The organism is Streptomyces sp. NPDC050997 (assembly GCF_040660135.1).
In the GTDB taxonomy this organism is placed as follows: domain Bacteria; phylum Actinomycetota; class Actinomycetes; order Streptomycetales; family Streptomycetaceae; genus Streptomyces.
The window spans coordinates 55,172-69,729 of sequence record NZ_JBFAGK010000005.1 but is presented as its reverse complement, the minus strand read 5'-3'; the positions used below and the strand labels follow the sequence as shown (position 1 = coordinate 69,729).

14 protein-coding genes are annotated in these 14,558 nt (G+C 71.1%); 10 read left to right on the top strand and 4 right to left on the bottom strand.

Going from position 1 to position 14,558, the window contains the following annotated elements; all coding sequences use genetic code 11:
* Positions 1-15: 15 nt before the first annotated feature.
* Both AB0H86_RS13105 and AB0H86_RS13100 read right to left on the bottom strand, forming a co-directional pair.
* Positions 16-2,709, bottom strand: a complete 2,694-nt coding sequence (locus tag AB0H86_RS13105; protein ID WP_362437336.1) for an NPCBM/NEW2 domain-containing protein — start codon at positions 2,707-2,709, stop codon at positions 16-18.
* A gap of 755 nt (positions 2,710-3,464) precedes the next feature.
* Complete coding sequence (locus AB0H86_RS13100; protein WP_362436601.1) at positions 3,465-3,995, bottom strand: hypothetical protein; 531 nt, start codon at positions 3,993-3,995, stop codon at positions 3,465-3,467.
* A 166-nt stretch (positions 3,996-4,161) separates the two neighbouring features.
* Between AB0H86_RS13100 and AB0H86_RS13095 the strand changes: the two genes are divergently transcribed.
* Both AB0H86_RS13095 and AB0H86_RS13090 read left to right on the top strand, forming a co-directional pair.
* Positions 4,162-4,896, top strand: coding sequence for a zf-HC2 domain-containing protein (locus tag AB0H86_RS13095; protein ID WP_362436599.1), 735 nt, complete (start codon positions 4,162-4,164; stop codon positions 4,894-4,896).
* A gap of 90 nt (positions 4,897-4,986) precedes the next feature.
* Positions 4,987-5,487, top strand: a complete 501-nt coding sequence (locus tag AB0H86_RS13090; protein WP_362436597.1) for a hypothetical protein — start codon at positions 4,987-4,989, stop codon at positions 5,485-5,487.
* Here AB0H86_RS13090 and AB0H86_RS13085 read toward each other — a convergent pair.
* Positions 5,465-6,346, bottom strand: coding sequence for a UbiA family prenyltransferase (locus AB0H86_RS13085; RefSeq protein WP_362436595.1), 882 nt, complete (start codon positions 6,344-6,346; stop codon positions 5,465-5,467). The two genes, AB0H86_RS13090 and AB0H86_RS13085, sit on opposite strands and share 23 nt — an antisense overlap.
* Before the next feature lie 290 nt (positions 6,347-6,636).
* Between AB0H86_RS13085 and AB0H86_RS13080 the strand changes: the two genes are divergently transcribed.
* Genes AB0H86_RS13080 through AB0H86_RS13070 form a run of 3 tightly spaced genes read left to right on the top strand, consistent with a single transcriptional unit; the run spans position 6,637 to position 9,282 of the window.
* On the top strand, positions 6,637-7,713 hold the full coding sequence (locus AB0H86_RS13080; RefSeq protein ID WP_362436593.1) for a 3-oxoacyl-[acyl-carrier-protein] synthase III C-terminal domain-containing protein: 1,077 nt from the start codon (positions 6,637-6,639) through the stop codon (positions 7,711-7,713).
* Between the two features lie 7 nt (positions 7,714-7,720).
* A complete protein-coding gene (locus tag AB0H86_RS13075) occupies positions 7,721-8,269 on the top strand; it encodes an isoprenylcysteine carboxyl methyltransferase family protein (RefSeq protein WP_362436591.1) in 549 nt (182 codons plus the stop codon).
* Positions 8,254-9,282: an NAD(P)/FAD-dependent oxidoreductase gene (locus tag AB0H86_RS13070; protein ID WP_362436589.1), complete on the top strand. Its 1,029-nt coding sequence runs from the start codon at positions 8,254-8,256 to the stop codon at positions 9,280-9,282. Before AB0H86_RS13075 ends, AB0H86_RS13070 begins: the two co-directional genes overlap by 16 nt.
* 58 nt (positions 9,283-9,340) lie before the next feature.
* Here AB0H86_RS13070 and AB0H86_RS13065 read toward each other — a convergent pair whose 3' ends face one another.
* Entirely contained in the window at positions 9,341-9,613 is a 273-nt protein-coding gene (locus AB0H86_RS13065; RefSeq protein WP_362436587.1) for an SHOCT domain-containing protein, read from the bottom strand.
* Positions 9,614-9,852: 239 nt separating this feature from the next.
* Here AB0H86_RS13065 and AB0H86_RS13060 point away from each other — a divergent pair, with 239 nt between their 5' ends.
* The 5 genes from AB0H86_RS13060 to AB0H86_RS13040 all read left to right on the top strand — a co-directional run bounded on the left by AB0H86_RS13060 (position 9,853) and on the right by AB0H86_RS13040 (position 14,387).
* Entirely contained in the window at positions 9,853-10,281 is a 429-nt protein-coding gene (locus tag AB0H86_RS13060) for a hypothetical protein (RefSeq protein ID WP_362436585.1), read from the top strand.
* Between the two features lie 175 nt (positions 10,282-10,456).
* Entirely contained in the window at positions 10,457-11,296 is an 840-nt protein-coding gene (locus AB0H86_RS13055) for an SDR family oxidoreductase (RefSeq protein WP_362436583.1), read from the top strand.
* A gap of 45 nt (positions 11,297-11,341) precedes the next feature.
* On the top strand, positions 11,342-12,796 hold the full coding sequence (locus AB0H86_RS13050) for a cytochrome ubiquinol oxidase subunit I (protein WP_362436581.1): 1,455 nt from the start codon (positions 11,342-11,344) through the stop codon (positions 12,794-12,796).
* The gene (locus AB0H86_RS13045) at positions 12,793-13,842 is read left to right on the top strand and encodes a cytochrome d ubiquinol oxidase subunit II (RefSeq protein ID WP_362436579.1); all 1,050 of its coding nucleotides are present in this window, start codon (positions 12,793-12,795) and stop codon (positions 13,840-13,842) included. Before AB0H86_RS13050 ends, AB0H86_RS13045 begins: the two co-directional genes overlap by 4 nt.
* Positions 13,839-14,387 carry a gluconokinase gene (locus AB0H86_RS13040; RefSeq protein WP_362436577.1) on the top strand — a complete coding sequence of 183 codons (549 nt, stop codon included), beginning with the start codon at positions 13,839-13,841 and terminating at the stop codon, positions 14,385-14,387. Before AB0H86_RS13045 ends, AB0H86_RS13040 begins: the two co-directional genes overlap by 4 nt.
* Positions 14,388-14,558: the final 171 nt, after the last annotated feature.

The window sequence follows — 14,558 nt, the reverse complement described above, 5'->3', positions numbered from 1 at the left end:
CCGTGCTGTCCCGCCCTACCCCGCGCAGGTGATCCGGGCGTCGGCCCAGTCCGCGTGGTCGTGGGCGTTGCCGTCGCCGCTGTCCGAGACCGCCAGGTGCAACTGCTGGGCACCGGACACGTCGACGTCCAGGGGCGCGGGCTGTGAGGTGCCGGTGAGGACGGGGGTCGTGGTCAGCGTCCGGCCGTCCGCGGTCACCGAGAAGGTGACCGAGCCGTACGGGGCGACCTCGTCATCGATGCCGACGGTGGCGGTGAACCGGCTGCAGTCGCCGCCGAGGAAGAACGCCACGTCGCTGTTGGCGTGGGTACCGAGACCCTTGTCGTGGACGGTGCCGCGGATCGTGATCGGCAGTCCGTCGCCCGCCGCCTGCTCGCCGTTGGAGGTGTTCCGTTCCACCGGACCCCAGCCGTTGCTGCTGGAGACGAACGACAGGTCGCTCAGATAGGGGCTCCCGGTGGGCGCCGGGATCGGCACCTCGGTCTTCGCGGTGCCGTACGTCCAGTGCTGCACGCCGCCGCGGACGTAGGTGGCGAGTGGCGAGAAGGTGACGGACACGGGGGTGGTCGCGGCCGTAGGGGCGGTGACGGTCCAGCTCGCTGTGACCGAGTGGCCCGGTGCGACCTTCGAGAACGTCGTCGGTGTGGTGGCGGCGACCGTCCAGCCGTCCGGGGCACCGGGCCGCAGGGTGAGGCCGGTGGCCGCGTCGCTCGACGCCGGGACGGTGAAGGTGGCCTTGAGGGTGGCCGACTCACCCCGGTGGATGGTCGACGGCAGGTCCGCGGCGACTGTGGCCGGGGGTTCGACAGCCTGCCGTACGGGGGTGACGCTCAGGTTGTCGAACTCGTCGGTCTGGTAGCCGACCACGCCGATGCCGACCTGCCCGGAGGCGTACGCGGAGTCGTCCACCGCGCCGACCTGCTTGCCGTCGACGCTCGCGGTGATCGTGGTGCCGCTGAAGCTCAGGCCGAGCTTGTGCCAGCTGCGGGTGCCGAGCGCCCGGGTGGTGCCGTCGGCGAGTGTGGTCAGCCGGCCGCCGGTGTCGCTCTTGACCACCGACCACTTACCGGTGTCGCCGACCCGCAGGAAGTAGCCCGCCTGGTGGGACTGCGGCCGCTGCTGTTCGCCCGCCCGGCCGAGGAGTTCGACCGTGCCGGGCTGCTCCAGGTAGACGTCCGAACTGACCGTGTAGTTCTTCCAGTCGGTGTCACCGAGGAGGGCGAACGCGTCGCTGTCGTCCTGCCACTCGATGGGCTGCTGCGCGGCCATCTGCCGGACACACTGGCCCGAGCGTCCGCCTCCGCACGGCGCTGTCTCGAAGGAACCCTGCATGTCGGAGAGGTACTTGGCCTCCCGCCCGGGGGTCTTCTGCTCGAAGGAGTCCTTGTAGGGGAGCGCGAGGTGGCCCTGCGGCGGGCTGACGGCCTTGCCCCTGCTCTGGCCGGTGGTGGTGGTCAGGGAGTAGACCTGACCGGGTTTGAGGGTGACGGAGAAGTGCCCGTTCTGGGGGGTCACGTCGTCGGTGTGCACGAAACCGCCGGAGGTGCCACCGGACTTGAGGTCGGTGGCCCAGATGTGCACCGTGCCGGTCGGCAGTCCGCCGGTGACGTTGAAGTCGGCGGTCTGGTCGCTGCTCGCGGTGGAGGTCTCCAGGATGGTGCTGTACGCCGAGTTGTCCGGCGACTTGAGGGTGACGTAGCTGCCGTTGGTGCGGTCACCGTCGAGGTAGCCGCTCGCCTTGTCGACGAACTTCCAGCCCGGCTGGGTGACTTGGGTGACCTGGGCTGTCGTCCACAGGCTGGTGCCGATGTCGTACGCCCCGGACCACGGTTGGTTCGCCACCGCGAGGCCGACCGTGTTGTAGGGCAGGTTGGGGTAGATCGCGGCCAGCAGCGGCCAGTTGAGGTAGGCGGTGAACTTGCCGTCGAGGTAGCCGCGGGTGATGGAGCGGATCAGGGCGCCGGCGCCGGTGTTCTCGTCCAGGGAGCCGTTCTCGCTGGCCCACAGGGGTTTGCCGGTGGCCTGCGCGTTGGCCGAGCTGCCGCAGGTGTTGGCGCTGCCGCCGTCGCCGCCCTCGCAGGGGTAGTGGACGCCGACGACGTCGACCGACTTGGCGAAGTCCGGGTCTTTGACGATGTCGTCCGCGACGTCCAGGCCCGAGTCCGCCCCGACGATCTGCACCGGGAGGTGCTTGGCGGCGAGCGTCGCGTGCAGCTTCTCGTACCAGGCGATGTCGTAGCCGCGCTCGTTCCAGCCGCCCAGGTAGTCGATGTCCAGGCCGTGTTGGCGGGCGCAGCCCAGCCAGGTGGTCAGGTAGTCGATCATGTCCTGGGACCAGAAGTCGCCGCCCCCGGAGGAGTTGCTCGTGTTGCCGATCCAGCCGGGGGCGCCCCAGGCGAGGCCGTACAGTTTGATGTGCGGGTTGCGCTTCTTGGCCTGCTCCATCAGCCACCACTCGTAGCCGCTGTCGCAGTGCACCGTTCCCTTGGTGTGCTCGATGCTGGGCTCGGACCCGTCGGTGGAGTTGGTGTCGCCGCCGATCTCCACCTTGAGCATCTGCAGGGCGGCGCCGTAGCCCGGCTTGAAGAGGTAGTCCAGGATCTGACTGCGCTGCGGCTCGGGGTAGTTGATGAGCAGCCGTGAGTTGCCTCCGCCGCCGCTGATGGCGCCGATGCCGTCGAAGGTGCGCCCGGTGCCGGAGCCGTCCACCGCGACGTCGGTCTTGCCCGGAACGGGTGCCTCACCGACGAAGTCGATCCGGTCGACGGTCAGCGCGGTGCCACTGGAGGCGGCGTTCTTCCGGCCGGTCGACGTGAGCGTGAAGGTGTGCGGGCCGTCAGACAGCGTGGGGCTGGTCCACACGGGGACGTCGCCGGTGCGGCCGGCGCTGTAGAGGTCGACGTCGACGGGGGTGCCGCCGTCGATGGAGACGGCGCCGATGCCATGGCCGGGGTCGGTGACCGCGCGGAAGGTGAGCTGGGTGCCGGTGAAGGCGAAGTCGACCGAGTCGCCGGTGGTCTCGGTCCAGCTGTTGGTGCCCTCGTAGGGATTGGCGGGCGCGCCCTCGCCGCTCGCGTGGCCCCAGCCGGAACCGTGGTAGTCGAACTGGTCCCGGCCACTTCCCTGGACGGAGTCGTCCACGGTGACGGTGGTGGCGGTGTCGGCGGCGCCGACCTCGTTGGCCCCGGCCTTCGCCGTGGCGGACAACAGCAGCACGAATGCGGTGAGGACCACGCGACCCAGCCTGGGTGCACGGTGCCGAACGGACTGGGGCATGCGCTCTCCCGGTGCTACGGGGGGATGGAGGGAACGCCTCCGCGCACAGTGCTACAGGAGCTAACGCAGTCGGACAATGTCCCAGACAATTTTCAACAGAAGGTTGCACCGCCCTCATGTCAACAGGGCCCTCGAGCCCTGAATCCAAGGCTTCACGGCTTTTGTGTGACGGTTCGGTCCTACGGCGGTCAGTAGTGGTAGCCGCCTCCCGAGTCTGTCGAGGAGGGGCTGGGTGCGGCGGCGGTGATCGGGGTGCCGCTGGGGCTGACCACGTACCACTCGCCTCCGAAGGCCGTGCTGTCCTGGCCCGTGATGTCGCCGGGCTTGGCGTCCTCGGCGAAGCGGTAGAGGGGGTGGCCGTTGTACGTGACCTGGGTGGTGTGGTCGCTGCGGGCAGTGGTGCCGACCATGCCGGCGTTCAGGCCCTGGGCGCTGGGGCGTCCGGTGGTGGTGTCGGGCGGCCATGCCTGGGCGCAGGCGCCGTAGCAGTGCGAGGTGGTGCCGCTGTCGGCCTTGAACAGGTACAGGGTGCGGCCGGATCCGTCGACGAGGATCTTGCCGAGGGGAGAGCTGTGTGCCCGCAGCGCGGCGGATCCGGCGGTGGCGGACGCCGAACTGCTGGGCGGAGGTGATGAGTTGGTGGTGCCGGAGCTTCCGCATCCGGCGGCGAAGGCGGCGACGGCGGTCGCGGTCGCGGCGATGATGGCGGCGCGGTTCATGACGTCCTTCTTTCCGCTGGAACCCCCTGCCGCTAGGTGTGCGGAGGGCTGGTCCACCGGCCCGTCGTTGGACGGGTCTGTAGTTCGATACGTTGATTAGTGTCAATTGGTTCACGTATGTCCGCATATTTGTTTGGGCGGGGGGTGGAGATGGGGTGACGACGCGATGGCGTGTCGCGAGAGCCTCGCTCTTGGCGCCTACCTGCTGGGGGCGCTCGAGTCGGCGGAGCGCCCGGCGGTGGAGCGGCACCTGGCCCACTGCGCGGACTGTCGTGCCCAGCTGATGGAGCTGGCGCCGCTGGTCGGGCTCCTGCCGCAGCTGCGTTTCGAGGAGCCGCGGCGGATGGCGCAGGCCGCGGAGACCTCGCAGGTCACGGAGACCTCGCAGACCTCGCAGGCCGGGCAGACCTCGCACGCCCCTCCCGCCCGGACCGCCCCGGCCGCGGCGTCCGAGTCGGTCGGCGTGGCTCGGGCCGTGTCCCGGGTGGTGCGGCGCACAAGGGTCCGCCGGGCCTTGGTGGCCTGTGTGCTCGCGGTCGCGGCCGCCGTCTCGGGTGTCGGCATCTACCTGAGCGCGCAGGACCCGCGACCGGCGGCAGTCCCCTCGGCGGTCAGGGTCTCCGCCGCCGACCCGGCCACACATGTGACCGCGTCCGCTGTGCTCACCCCGGACCCCACGGGCACGTCGATCCGGCTCCGTCTGACAGGGCTGCCCCCGGCCGTCTGTCACCTGGTGGTGCACGCCCGCGACGGCCACACCGAGACGGCCGCCGGCTGGACGTCCGGCTACGCCACCGCGGTCAGTGTCCCGGGATCGTCCTCGCTCAGCGTGCGGGACATCGCCCGCATGGACGTCGTCACCAGCTCTGGCCGGCTCCTCGTCGAACTCCGGCCCCGGTGAGCGAGACCTGTTCAAAAAGGTCGAAACGCGAATGAACAAGGGGATGTCCTGACACGTACCCCTCCTTGGGGGGTGACAGAGGAGGCATCGATGACAGTCATCGGATCCGAAACGGACGTGCCGCCCCAGGCGCGGCGGACACCCGCCCTGAGCGCCTGCCTGTGGCTTCTTCGTCTGCTCACAGCCGCCGGTCTCGCGGTGGACGCCTACGTGCACGCAGACCTCGCCGCGACCTACGACCAGGTCAACCGGACGATCGGCCAGGGCGACCTGTTCCGCGTCGAGGCCGGCGCCGCGGCACTGGCGGCCCTGCTGCTGGTCGTTCTCGGCACGCGGCCCCTCGTATGGGCGTACGCGCTGCTGGTGGCCGCGGCCGGCCTCGGCGCGGTGCTGCTCTACCGGTACGTAGACGTCGGCACCCTGGGGCCGCTGCCCGACATGTACGACCCGCTCTGGTATCCGGAGAAGACCGCGTCCGCTCTCGCCGAGGCGACGGCGACGTTCACCGCCGCCGCGGGGCTGTTCCTGGCCCTCCTCCGGCGCAAGCGCCGCCAAGCTCCGGACAGGCCTACGCGAGACGCGCACCGCTGAGAAGCAGCAGGGCGACGCCGGAGGCGGCCAGACCCAGGCAGATGAGGAAGGGCGCCCGGCTCCGCCCGGCCGGCCACAGGGCGACGGTGAGCGAGAGCGCGCAGGCCGCCGCGAGCCCGGCTCGCGCGGGGACGCCGACGGGGCCGGCCGGGCCCAGGACCAGCACGGCCGAGCCCGCTGCCAGCGCCGCCGCCGCCAACGTCCGGGCGCCGCGGTGGCCACCGCGCTGGGGCAGGCCGCGGACGTTCGCCGCGAGGTCGTCGTCGATGTCCGGCAGGACGTTCGCGGCGTGGGCGCCCACCCCCAGCAGCGCGGCGCCGGCCGACGCCCACCAGTGCGGCCACGGGGTACCCGGCAGGGACAGGGTGACGAACGCGGGCAGCAGCCCGAAGGCGACGGCATACGGCAGCCACGACCAGGCGGTGCGCTTCACGCCGAGGTTGTAGCACCAGGCCGCGGCCACGCCCAACAGGTGTGCGCCTCCCGCCTGCCACCCGTTCGCGAGGGAGAGCGGCACACATGCCGCGAGGGCGCAGCCCGTCGCGCTCGTCACCGCACGCGCGGATACCGCTCCGGTCGCCAGGGGCTTGTCGTGGCGGGTCGCGGCCACGTCCCGGTCGGCGTCGATCAGGTCGTTGCTCCAGCCCACCGACAGCTGCCCGGTGAGGACCGCCGCCGCGATCAGCACCGTACCGGCGCCGCCCCGCCCGGACGCGGCGGCCAGCGCGGCGACCACCGCGGTCACGACAGCCGAGGGCGCGGGGTGAGCGGCCAGCAGCAGGCCGACGGCCCGCCCGGGCCAACCGCGGCGAGGCTCTGCCATGGCTGGGGCGGCCACCGAGGTTCCGACGCTGCGCACGCGCTGAATGCTAGGGCCTGCCCGGCCGATCAAGTCGCAGGAAGGCGGCGGTGCCTGCGAAGTGCCGGTGAGCGGGGTGATGGGGGTCCCCCGCTCGAGCGCAGTCGAGCGTGGGGGAGTCGGCGACCGACGACAACGCGGCAGATGTGCGTGCCACACCCCGCGTCTGCGCATGATCGGCCGGCCAGGCCCCAGGCGCGGTCGGCTCGCTCCCTCCGCTGCCACACACGCGAAATACCGACGATGCGCGCTGAGCGAGGTTTCGTCATGGTCATCCCTATATTTGCCGAATGACGTGTATCGCCGCTGTCCATGGAGTGCTGCCGGCCCACCGATACCACCAGCGCGAGATCACCGACGCACTCGCAGCGAGGTGCCTGCCCGGAGCCGGGGCCCCGGAGCGGGACCGCGGTGTGCTGGACCGGGTGCACGCCTCGGCCGGTGTCCGCACCCGCCATCTCGCCCTGCCGCTGGAGCGGTACGCCCAGCTGGACGGCTTCGGCCAGGCCAACGACCTGTTCATCAAGGAGGGCCTGCGGCTGGCCGAGGAGGCACTGCGAGCCGCCCTGGACCAGGCCGGGCTCGCCCCGCACGAGGTGGACCTCGTCTTCGCCACCTCGGTCACCGGTATCGCCGCCCCCTCACTGGAGGCACGGCTGGCCGGACGCCTGGGACTGCGGCCGGACGTGAAGCGCGTACCGGTCTTCGGGCTGGGCTGCGCGGCCGGTGCCGCCGGGCTGGCCAGGGTCCACGACTACCTGCGGGGCCACCCCGACCAGGTCGCGGTGCTGCTCTCGGTCGAGCTGTGCTCCCTCACCCTGCAGCGCGGCGACACCTCCGCGCAGAACATGGTGGCCGGTGCGCTCTTCGGTGACGGCGCCGCCGCTCTGGTCGCCGTCGGCCGGAACCATCCCCGCCGCGAGGAGTACGCCGGACCCCAGGTCGTCGCCACGCGCAGCCGCCTGTATCCGGGTACCGAGGACGCCCTCGGCTGGGACATCCGCGACAGCGGCTTCACGATCGTGCTCGGCTACGACCTGCCGGAACTGGTCCGGCTCCACCTGGGCGAGGAGGTGCGCTCCTTCCTGTCCGCACATGACCTCAAGTCGGACGACATCACCGGCTGGGTCTGTCACCCCGGCGGCCCCAAGGTGCTGGAGGCGCTCCAGGAGACACTCGGCCTCGGGCCCGACCCGCTGGAGCTGACCTGGCGCTCCCTCGCCGAGGTCGGCAACCTCTCCTCCGCCTCCGTGCTGCACATCCTGCGCGACACCCTGACCTTGCGCCCGCCCCCGGTCGGCACCCCCGGCCTGATGCTGGCGCTCGGGCCGGGCTTCAGCTCCGAACTCGTGCTCCTGCGCTGGTAGGTGAGGAATGACCGGTTACACCGTACTGATCCTGCTGGTGGCCGCCGAGCGGGTCGCCGAGCTCGTCGTCGCGCGCCGCAACGCCTCCTGGAGCCGCGCGCACGGCGGCGTGTCGTACGGCGACGGCCACTACCCGGTGATGGTCGCCCTGCACACCGGACTGCTGGTCGGCTGCCTCGTCGAGACCCAGCTCGCCCCGCGGCCCTTCCAGCCGCTGCTCGGCTGGCCGATGCTGGCCCTCACGCTCGGGGCGCAGGCGCTGCGCTGGTGGTGCATCAGCACCCTCGGACCGCGCTGGAACACCCGTGTCATCGTCGTGCCCGGCCTGCCGTTGGTCAGCGCCGGTCCCTACCGGCTGCTGCGCCACCCCAACTACCTCGCCGTGGTCGTGGAGGGACTCGCCCTGCCGCTGGTCCACGGGGCATGGCTGACCGCGACCTGCTTCACCCTGCTCAACCTGCCCCTGCTGGCCGTCCGGCTCCGCTGCGAGGACGCGGCACTGGCCCGGTCCGCCCCGCCTGAGGCCTCCGCGACCTCGCCATGCTCGACCTGCTGATCGTCGGCGGCGGGCCGGCCGGACTCGCCACCGCGATCCACGCCACGCGCGCCGGACTCGACGTGGCCGTGGCCGAACCCCGGCCGACGCCGGTCGACAAGGCCTGCGGCGAAGGGCTGATGCCGGGCGCGGTGCGGGCCCTCGCCGAACTGGGCGTCGCCCCGCCCGGGCACCCGCTGCGCGGCATCCGGTACCTCGACGCCAAGGGCGATACCCGGCACGCCGAGGCCGGCTTCCGCCACGGACCGGGCCTGGGCGTACGGCGTACGGACCTGCACGCGGCGCTTGCCCGGCGGGCGGTGGAGCTGGGCGTCCCGGTGCATCCGGTCAAGGTCGACGCGGTGACGGTCCGGCAGGACGCGGGCAGCGTCACCGCAGCCGGGCTGACGGCCCGTTACCTCGTCGCCGCCGACGGTCTGCACTCGCCCGTCCGCCGACACCTCGGCCTGGACCTGCCCGACCCGCGCCCACCCCGCTACGGGCTGCGCAGACACTTCACCGTCGCGCCCTGGACCGACCACGTCGAGGTCCACTGGTCCGCGCGAGCCGAGGCCTACGTCACCCCGCTGGGGCCCGAGTTGCTCGGCGTGGCCATCCTGACCGGCGAGCGGGCACCGTTCGACGTGCAGCTCACCGGCTTTCCAGCGCTGGCCGCCCGCCTGCCCACCCGCGCCTCCTCGGCCGTACGCGGCGCCGGACCCCTGCGACAACGCGTCCGCGGCCGGGTGGCGGGCCGGGTCCTGCTGGTCGGCGATGCCGCCGGATACGTCGACGCGCTCACCGGCGAAGGCATCTCCCTCGCCCTGGCCGGTGCCGCCCAACTGGTTCGCTGCGTCCGCGACGACCGGCCCCTGGACTACGAGCAGGCCTGGCGCAGGGCCTCACGCCGCCACCGCCTGCTCACCGACACCCTGGTACGCCTGCGCGCCCGCCCCCGACTCGCCCACCTGATCGTCCCCACCGCGGCGCGCCTGCCCTCCCTGTTCACCGGGCTGGTCAACGGCCTGGCGTGAAGCGCATGGCGCCGGCTCAGGATCCCCGGTTCAGGAGCCCCGGCTCAGAAGCCCTGGCTCAGGAGCCGAGGATCCTGCTCTTCTGGTCCTCGAACTCGGCCTCGGTGAGAACACCCTGCTTCTTGAGCTCCCCGAGTTGCTTCAGCTGATCGATCTTGCTGGTCATGTCGGCGGGTGGCTGGGCGGGAGGGGGCTCCGACCGCGGCGGGGCCTCCTGGTAGTCCTGCTGGGCCCAGCGCCCCTGCTGGCGGCGGGACACACGGTTCGACACGGCGGTCGCTGTACCGGCCACCACGGCTGTGCGGGCGACCCCGCGGATAAGACCTGGCACGGCGGTTCCCTTCTCGTACAAGGCATAAAAAACAAACAGCTCCCCGGGCCGGCGCGCGATTTCGGGCACACCGGTCCCTTCCATTGGATCACCGAATGAATTTCCCCGCATCTCGGCCTCGGCGCAGCCCTGCGCGGATATCGGCGTGCTGCCGGACTGCGATTCTCATGCCAAGCTGATATATGGGCCATCGGCCGCGGCCACATCACAGTGGCGAGGTCTACGTGGGAGGAGCCGAAATGACCACGACTGGAATGCACGAACACGGTGCAAGGAGTATCGGTGAAGGGGCGTGGGTGGCCGGCTGGACCGGCTTCGCCGGGGTCATGATGATCTTCGGTGGGCTGATGGCGATATTCCAGGGAATCGCCGCCATAGCCCATGACGACGTCTTCGTCACCACCAACGAATACGCCTACAACTTCAACCTGACGAGCTGGGGCTGGATCCACCTCGTCCTCGGCGTCCTGGTGGTCCTCGCGGGCGCCGCCCTGTTCGGTGGGCAGACGTGGGCCCGGGTGGTCGGAATCGCCCTGGCAGGCCTGGCGATGATCGCCAACTTCATGTGGCTGCCGTACCAACCCGTCTGGTCCATCGTGCTGATCGCCGTGGATGCCTTCGTCATCTGGGCGCTGTGCGTCGGAAAGGGCCGGGAGGCTCGCGCCTAATTAGTCGACCGCGCCGTTCAGGGCAACCCGGCGAAGGGGTATTCCGCCGTTCGGCGCGGGACAGCGCCCCGGGCGGCTGACCCGGGACGCGCCACCGAGCCGTATTGGCTCACCCGTGTTTTCGTGGTCGGGCGGATAACTCGATTTCCGCACCGGCACTCAGAGGGAGACACGAGTGGAAACCAGCGGCAGTGACGGTCGCCAGCCCCCTGCCTACCCGCTCCTCAAAGGACAGAAGGCGCTGGTGACGGGCGCGAATTCCGGTATCGGCAAGGCCACCGCGATCGCCCTGGGGCGGGTGGGCGCCGATGTGGTGGTGAACTACGTGGCGGGGCGGGACGCCGCGGAGGAGGCGGTGCGCGAGATCGAGGCCTTCGGCGTCCGTGCCTACGCACACGAGGCGGACGTGTCGCAGGAGGACCAGGTCGTCGACATGGTGTCCCGCATGGTCAAGGAGTTCGGGACCATCGACGTCATGGTGGCGAACGCGGGGCTCCAGCGCGATGCCGCCATCACCGAGATGACCGTGGACCAGTGGCAGAAGGTGCTGGACGTCAATCTGACCGGACAGTTCCTGTGCGCCCGCGAGGCGGCCAAGGAGTTCATGCGGCGTGGTGTCGTCCCGGAGGTCTCCCGTTCCGCCGGGAAAGTCATCTGCATGAGTTCGGTCCACCAGCTCATTCCCTGGTCGGGCCACGCGAACTACGCCGCGTCCAAGGGCGGGGTGCAGATGCTGATGACGACCCTCGCCCAGGAACTCGCGCCGCACGGGATCCGGGTCAACGCCGTCGCCCCGGGAGCGATTCGCACCCCCATCAACCGCAGCGCCTGGGACACCCCCGAGGCCGAGGCCGATCTTCTGCGACTCGTGCCCTACCGCCGTGTCGGGGACCCGGACGACATCGCGAACGCGGTGGCCGCGCTGGCATCCGACCTCTTCGACTACGTCGTGGGGACCACGCTCTACGTGGACGGCGGCATGACGCTGTTCCCCGGTTTCGCCACGGGTGGCTGAACCCGCCTTCCCCGCAGCCGTCCGGTACGAGCCTCCGAGGCCCATGTGAACAGCGCGATCCACGACCTTCTGGCGGGCGGCCCCGCACAGCTTCTGCCGGCCCGGGAGCTGATGGCCTTCACCCTGGGCGCCCACATCCTGCTCGTGCCCTTCGGCGTGGCCCTGCCCGCCATCACTCTCCTGATGCACTACCGCGGGCTGCGCAAGGGCGATCCCGTCGCCCTGCTGCTCGCGCGGCGCTGGTCGGCGGTGATGGCCGTCCAGTTCGCCATCGGGATCGTCACCGGCACGGTGCTCTCCTTCGAGTTCGGTCTGCTGTGGCCGGGCCTGATGGGCCGGTGGGGCGATGTCTTCGGCCTCGGCTTCGGTGTCGAGGCGTGGGCGTTCTTCCTCGAAGCGATCCTCATCGCCATCTACCTGTACGGCTGGCGCCGGCTCAAGCCGTGGACGCACTTCTGGCTCGGTCTGCCCCTGCCGCTGGCCGCCCTGATGGGGGCGTTCGGCATCGTGGCAGCGAACGCCTGGATGAACACCCCGCGCGGCTTCACGCTCGACGAGTCCGGCAACCCCGTGGACGTCGACGTGCGGCAGGCGGTCTTCACGCCGATGTTCGGCCCCGAGTACTGGCACTTCGTGGTCGGCGTGATCCTGACCGCCGGGTACGTCGTCGCCGGGGTGTACGCGGTCGGCTGGCTGCGGGGCCGCCGGGACCGCTACCACCGGCTCGGCTTCACCGTGCCGTTCTCGGTCGCCGCGATTCTCACGCCCGTGCAGTTCGTGCTCGGCGACTCGATCGCCCGCTCCGTCTTCCACAAGCAGCCGATCAAGTTCGCGGCCACCGAGATCGTCTGGAAGACCGACACCCACGTGCCGGAGTACATGTTCGGGCGCCTGCATCCCGACGGATCGATCTCCGGCGGGATCAAGATTCCCCAACTGGACTCGATCCTGGCGGGGTTCAGCCCGAACACCAAGGTCACCGGACTGTCGTCGGTCCCCGCGAGCGACCGCCCGACGGCGACTCAGGCCACCATCGCGCACTGGGCGTTCGACATCATGGTGACCATCGGAAGCCTGCTGATCCTGCTCGCGCTCTGGTACGGCTGGTGCTGGCTGCGCCGCCGTGGCCTGCCCAGATCGCCGTGGTTCTTCCGGTGCGCCGCGCTTGCCGGCGCCGCCTGTCTGCTGACCGTGGAGTGCGGCTGGATCACCGCCGAAGTGGGCCGGCAGCCGTGGATCGTCTACCAGCACATGCGGGTCTCGGAGGCGGTGACGGACACCCGTGCGGCGTCCCTGTGGACGATGTTCGGCATCGTCGTGGTGGTCTACGTACTCGTCCTCGGTTCCTTCCTGACCATCCTGCTGAAGATGAGCAGCCGATGGCGGCGGGCCGACGAGGACGCTCTCGCGGGACGCGCCGCCGAGGACCTGGAGGGCGACACGCCCTACGGGCCCCGCCCGTTGTCCACGACCGGAGACGGCGAGGGGGGCCACGGATGATCGAGGACGTCGTCGCCTGGGTGCTGCTGGCAGCAGTGGCCGCCTACGCCTGCGCCGGCGGCACGGACTACGGCGCCGGGTTCTGGGACCTCCTCGCGGGCGGAGCCGAACGCGGCAAGCGGCCCCGGTGGCTCATCGACCACGCCATGGCACCGGTGTGGGAGACCAACAACGTCTGGCTCATCTTCATCCTGGTCATCATGTGGACCGGCTTCCCGGTCCTGTTCCAGACGATCTTCTCGGCCATGTGGCTCCCGCTGGCCCTCGCGGCCGTGGGACTCGTCCTGCGCGGCGCCGGTTTCGCCCTGCGCAAGCCCACGCGGCGTCTCGCCCGGCGCAGGGTCTACGGCGCTGTCTTCGCCATCTCCTCGCTGGTGACGCCCTTCTTCCTCGGAGCGGCGGTCGGGGGGCTCGCCACGGGCCGGGTGGCTCCCGGTACGAAGGCGTCCGCCGAGGCCTGGTCCAACGGGACCTCCGTGATCGCCGGGCTGCTGACCATCGCCGCGACCGCGTTCCTCGGAGCGGTGTTCCTCACCGCCGACGCCCGCCGCTTCGATGCCGCCGACCTCGTCGGCTACTTCCGGCTGCGGGCGTGGTGCGGCCTCGTCGCCGTCGCGGTGCTGGCGATCGTCGGGCTCGCCGTGACCCACGACGACGCGCGTTACGTCTACGACGGGCTGACCAGCGGAATCGGTCTCGTTCTGGTCCTGGTCGCCGTCGCCTGCGCGGTGATCACCGCAGGGCTGCTGTACCGCACGGCGACGGGATGGGCGAGGATCACCGCGGTCGGGAGCGTGGCCGCCGTCGTCGTGGCGTGGGGGCTCGCCCAGCGGCCCTATCTCATCCCGACCTCGCTGACCGTGTCCCAGGCGGCCGGCGCGTCGACGACGCTGCGCTGGCTGATGCTGGTCACGGTCATCGCGGTGGTACTCGTCGGACCGTTCCTCGTCCTCCTCTACCGGCTGGACACCCGCGGGATCCTCCAGCCCCTCACCGAGGCGGATCTGCGGCAGACGGCGGCCGGCCGGGAACCCGAGCGTCCGTGACCGGGGCCAGGGCCGCCCAAGGACCGCCGATCGTGCTGGTCCTGGGTGTGTCCGGCTCCGGGAAGACCACAGTCGGCAAGGCGCTCGCCGAGCTGGTCGGACTGCCCTTCGTCGAGGGCGACGACTTCCAACCCGCCGCGAATGTCGCCAAGATGAGCGCCGGCCGCGCACTGGACGACGCCGACCGCGAGCCCTGGTTGCGGGCCCTCGCCGACCGTATCCGTCACTCCGTCGACGCCGGCGAGGGGCTGGTCGTGGCCTGCTCGGCCCTCAAGCGCGCCTACCGCGACGGGCTTCGTACGGCCGCGGGCGCACGGCTGTGGTGCCTGTACCTCGCCCTGGACCGGGACACCGCATGGGACCGCCTGTCCCGTCGCACCGGTCACTTCATGCCCGCCCGGCTGGTCGACTCGCAGTTCGAGACGCTGGAGCCGCTGGAACCGGACGAGCCGGGCATGACCATGGACGCCACAGCCGATCTCCCGGCACAACTCACCCGCGTGCGGGCCGCCCTGGACCGCTTCGGTGAGCACACGGCCTGCTGAGCGGCACGATCAGCGCGGGGACGCGCAGCGGGGCCTCGGGAACACGGCCCGCGGTGGCGGAGGCACTACGTCGACGGACGCCACAGCCGATCTCCCGGCACAACTCACCCGCGTGCGGGCCGCCCTGGACCGCTTCGGTGAGCACACGGCCTGCTGAGCGGCACGATCAGC

Coding starts and splice junctions, on each gene's coding strand:
- AB0H86_RS13100 (WP_362436601.1), bottom strand. CDS start 3,995: ATGAACCGCGCCGCCATCATCGCCGCGACCGCGACCGCCGTCGCCGCC.
- AB0H86_RS13095 (WP_362436599.1), top strand. CDS start 4,162: ATGGCGTGTCGCGAGAGCCTCGCTCTTGGCGCCTACCTGCTGGGGGCG.
- AB0H86_RS13090 (WP_362436597.1), top strand. CDS start 4,987: ATGACAGTCATCGGATCCGAAACGGACGTGCCGCCCCAGGCGCGGCGG.
- AB0H86_RS13080 (WP_362436593.1), top strand. CDS start 6,637: ATGACGTGTATCGCCGCTGTCCATGGAGTGCTGCCGGCCCACCGATAC.
- AB0H86_RS13075 (WP_362436591.1), top strand. CDS start 7,721: ATGACCGGTTACACCGTACTGATCCTGCTGGTGGCCGCCGAGCGGGTC.
- AB0H86_RS13070 (WP_362436589.1), top strand. CDS start 8,254: ATGCTCGACCTGCTGATCGTCGGCGGCGGGCCGGCCGGACTCGCCACC.
- AB0H86_RS13060 (WP_362436585.1), top strand. CDS start 9,853: ATGACCACGACTGGAATGCACGAACACGGTGCAAGGAGTATCGGTGAA.
- AB0H86_RS13045 (WP_362436579.1), top strand. CDS start 12,793: ATGATCGAGGACGTCGTCGCCTGGGTGCTGCTGGCAGCAGTGGCCGCC.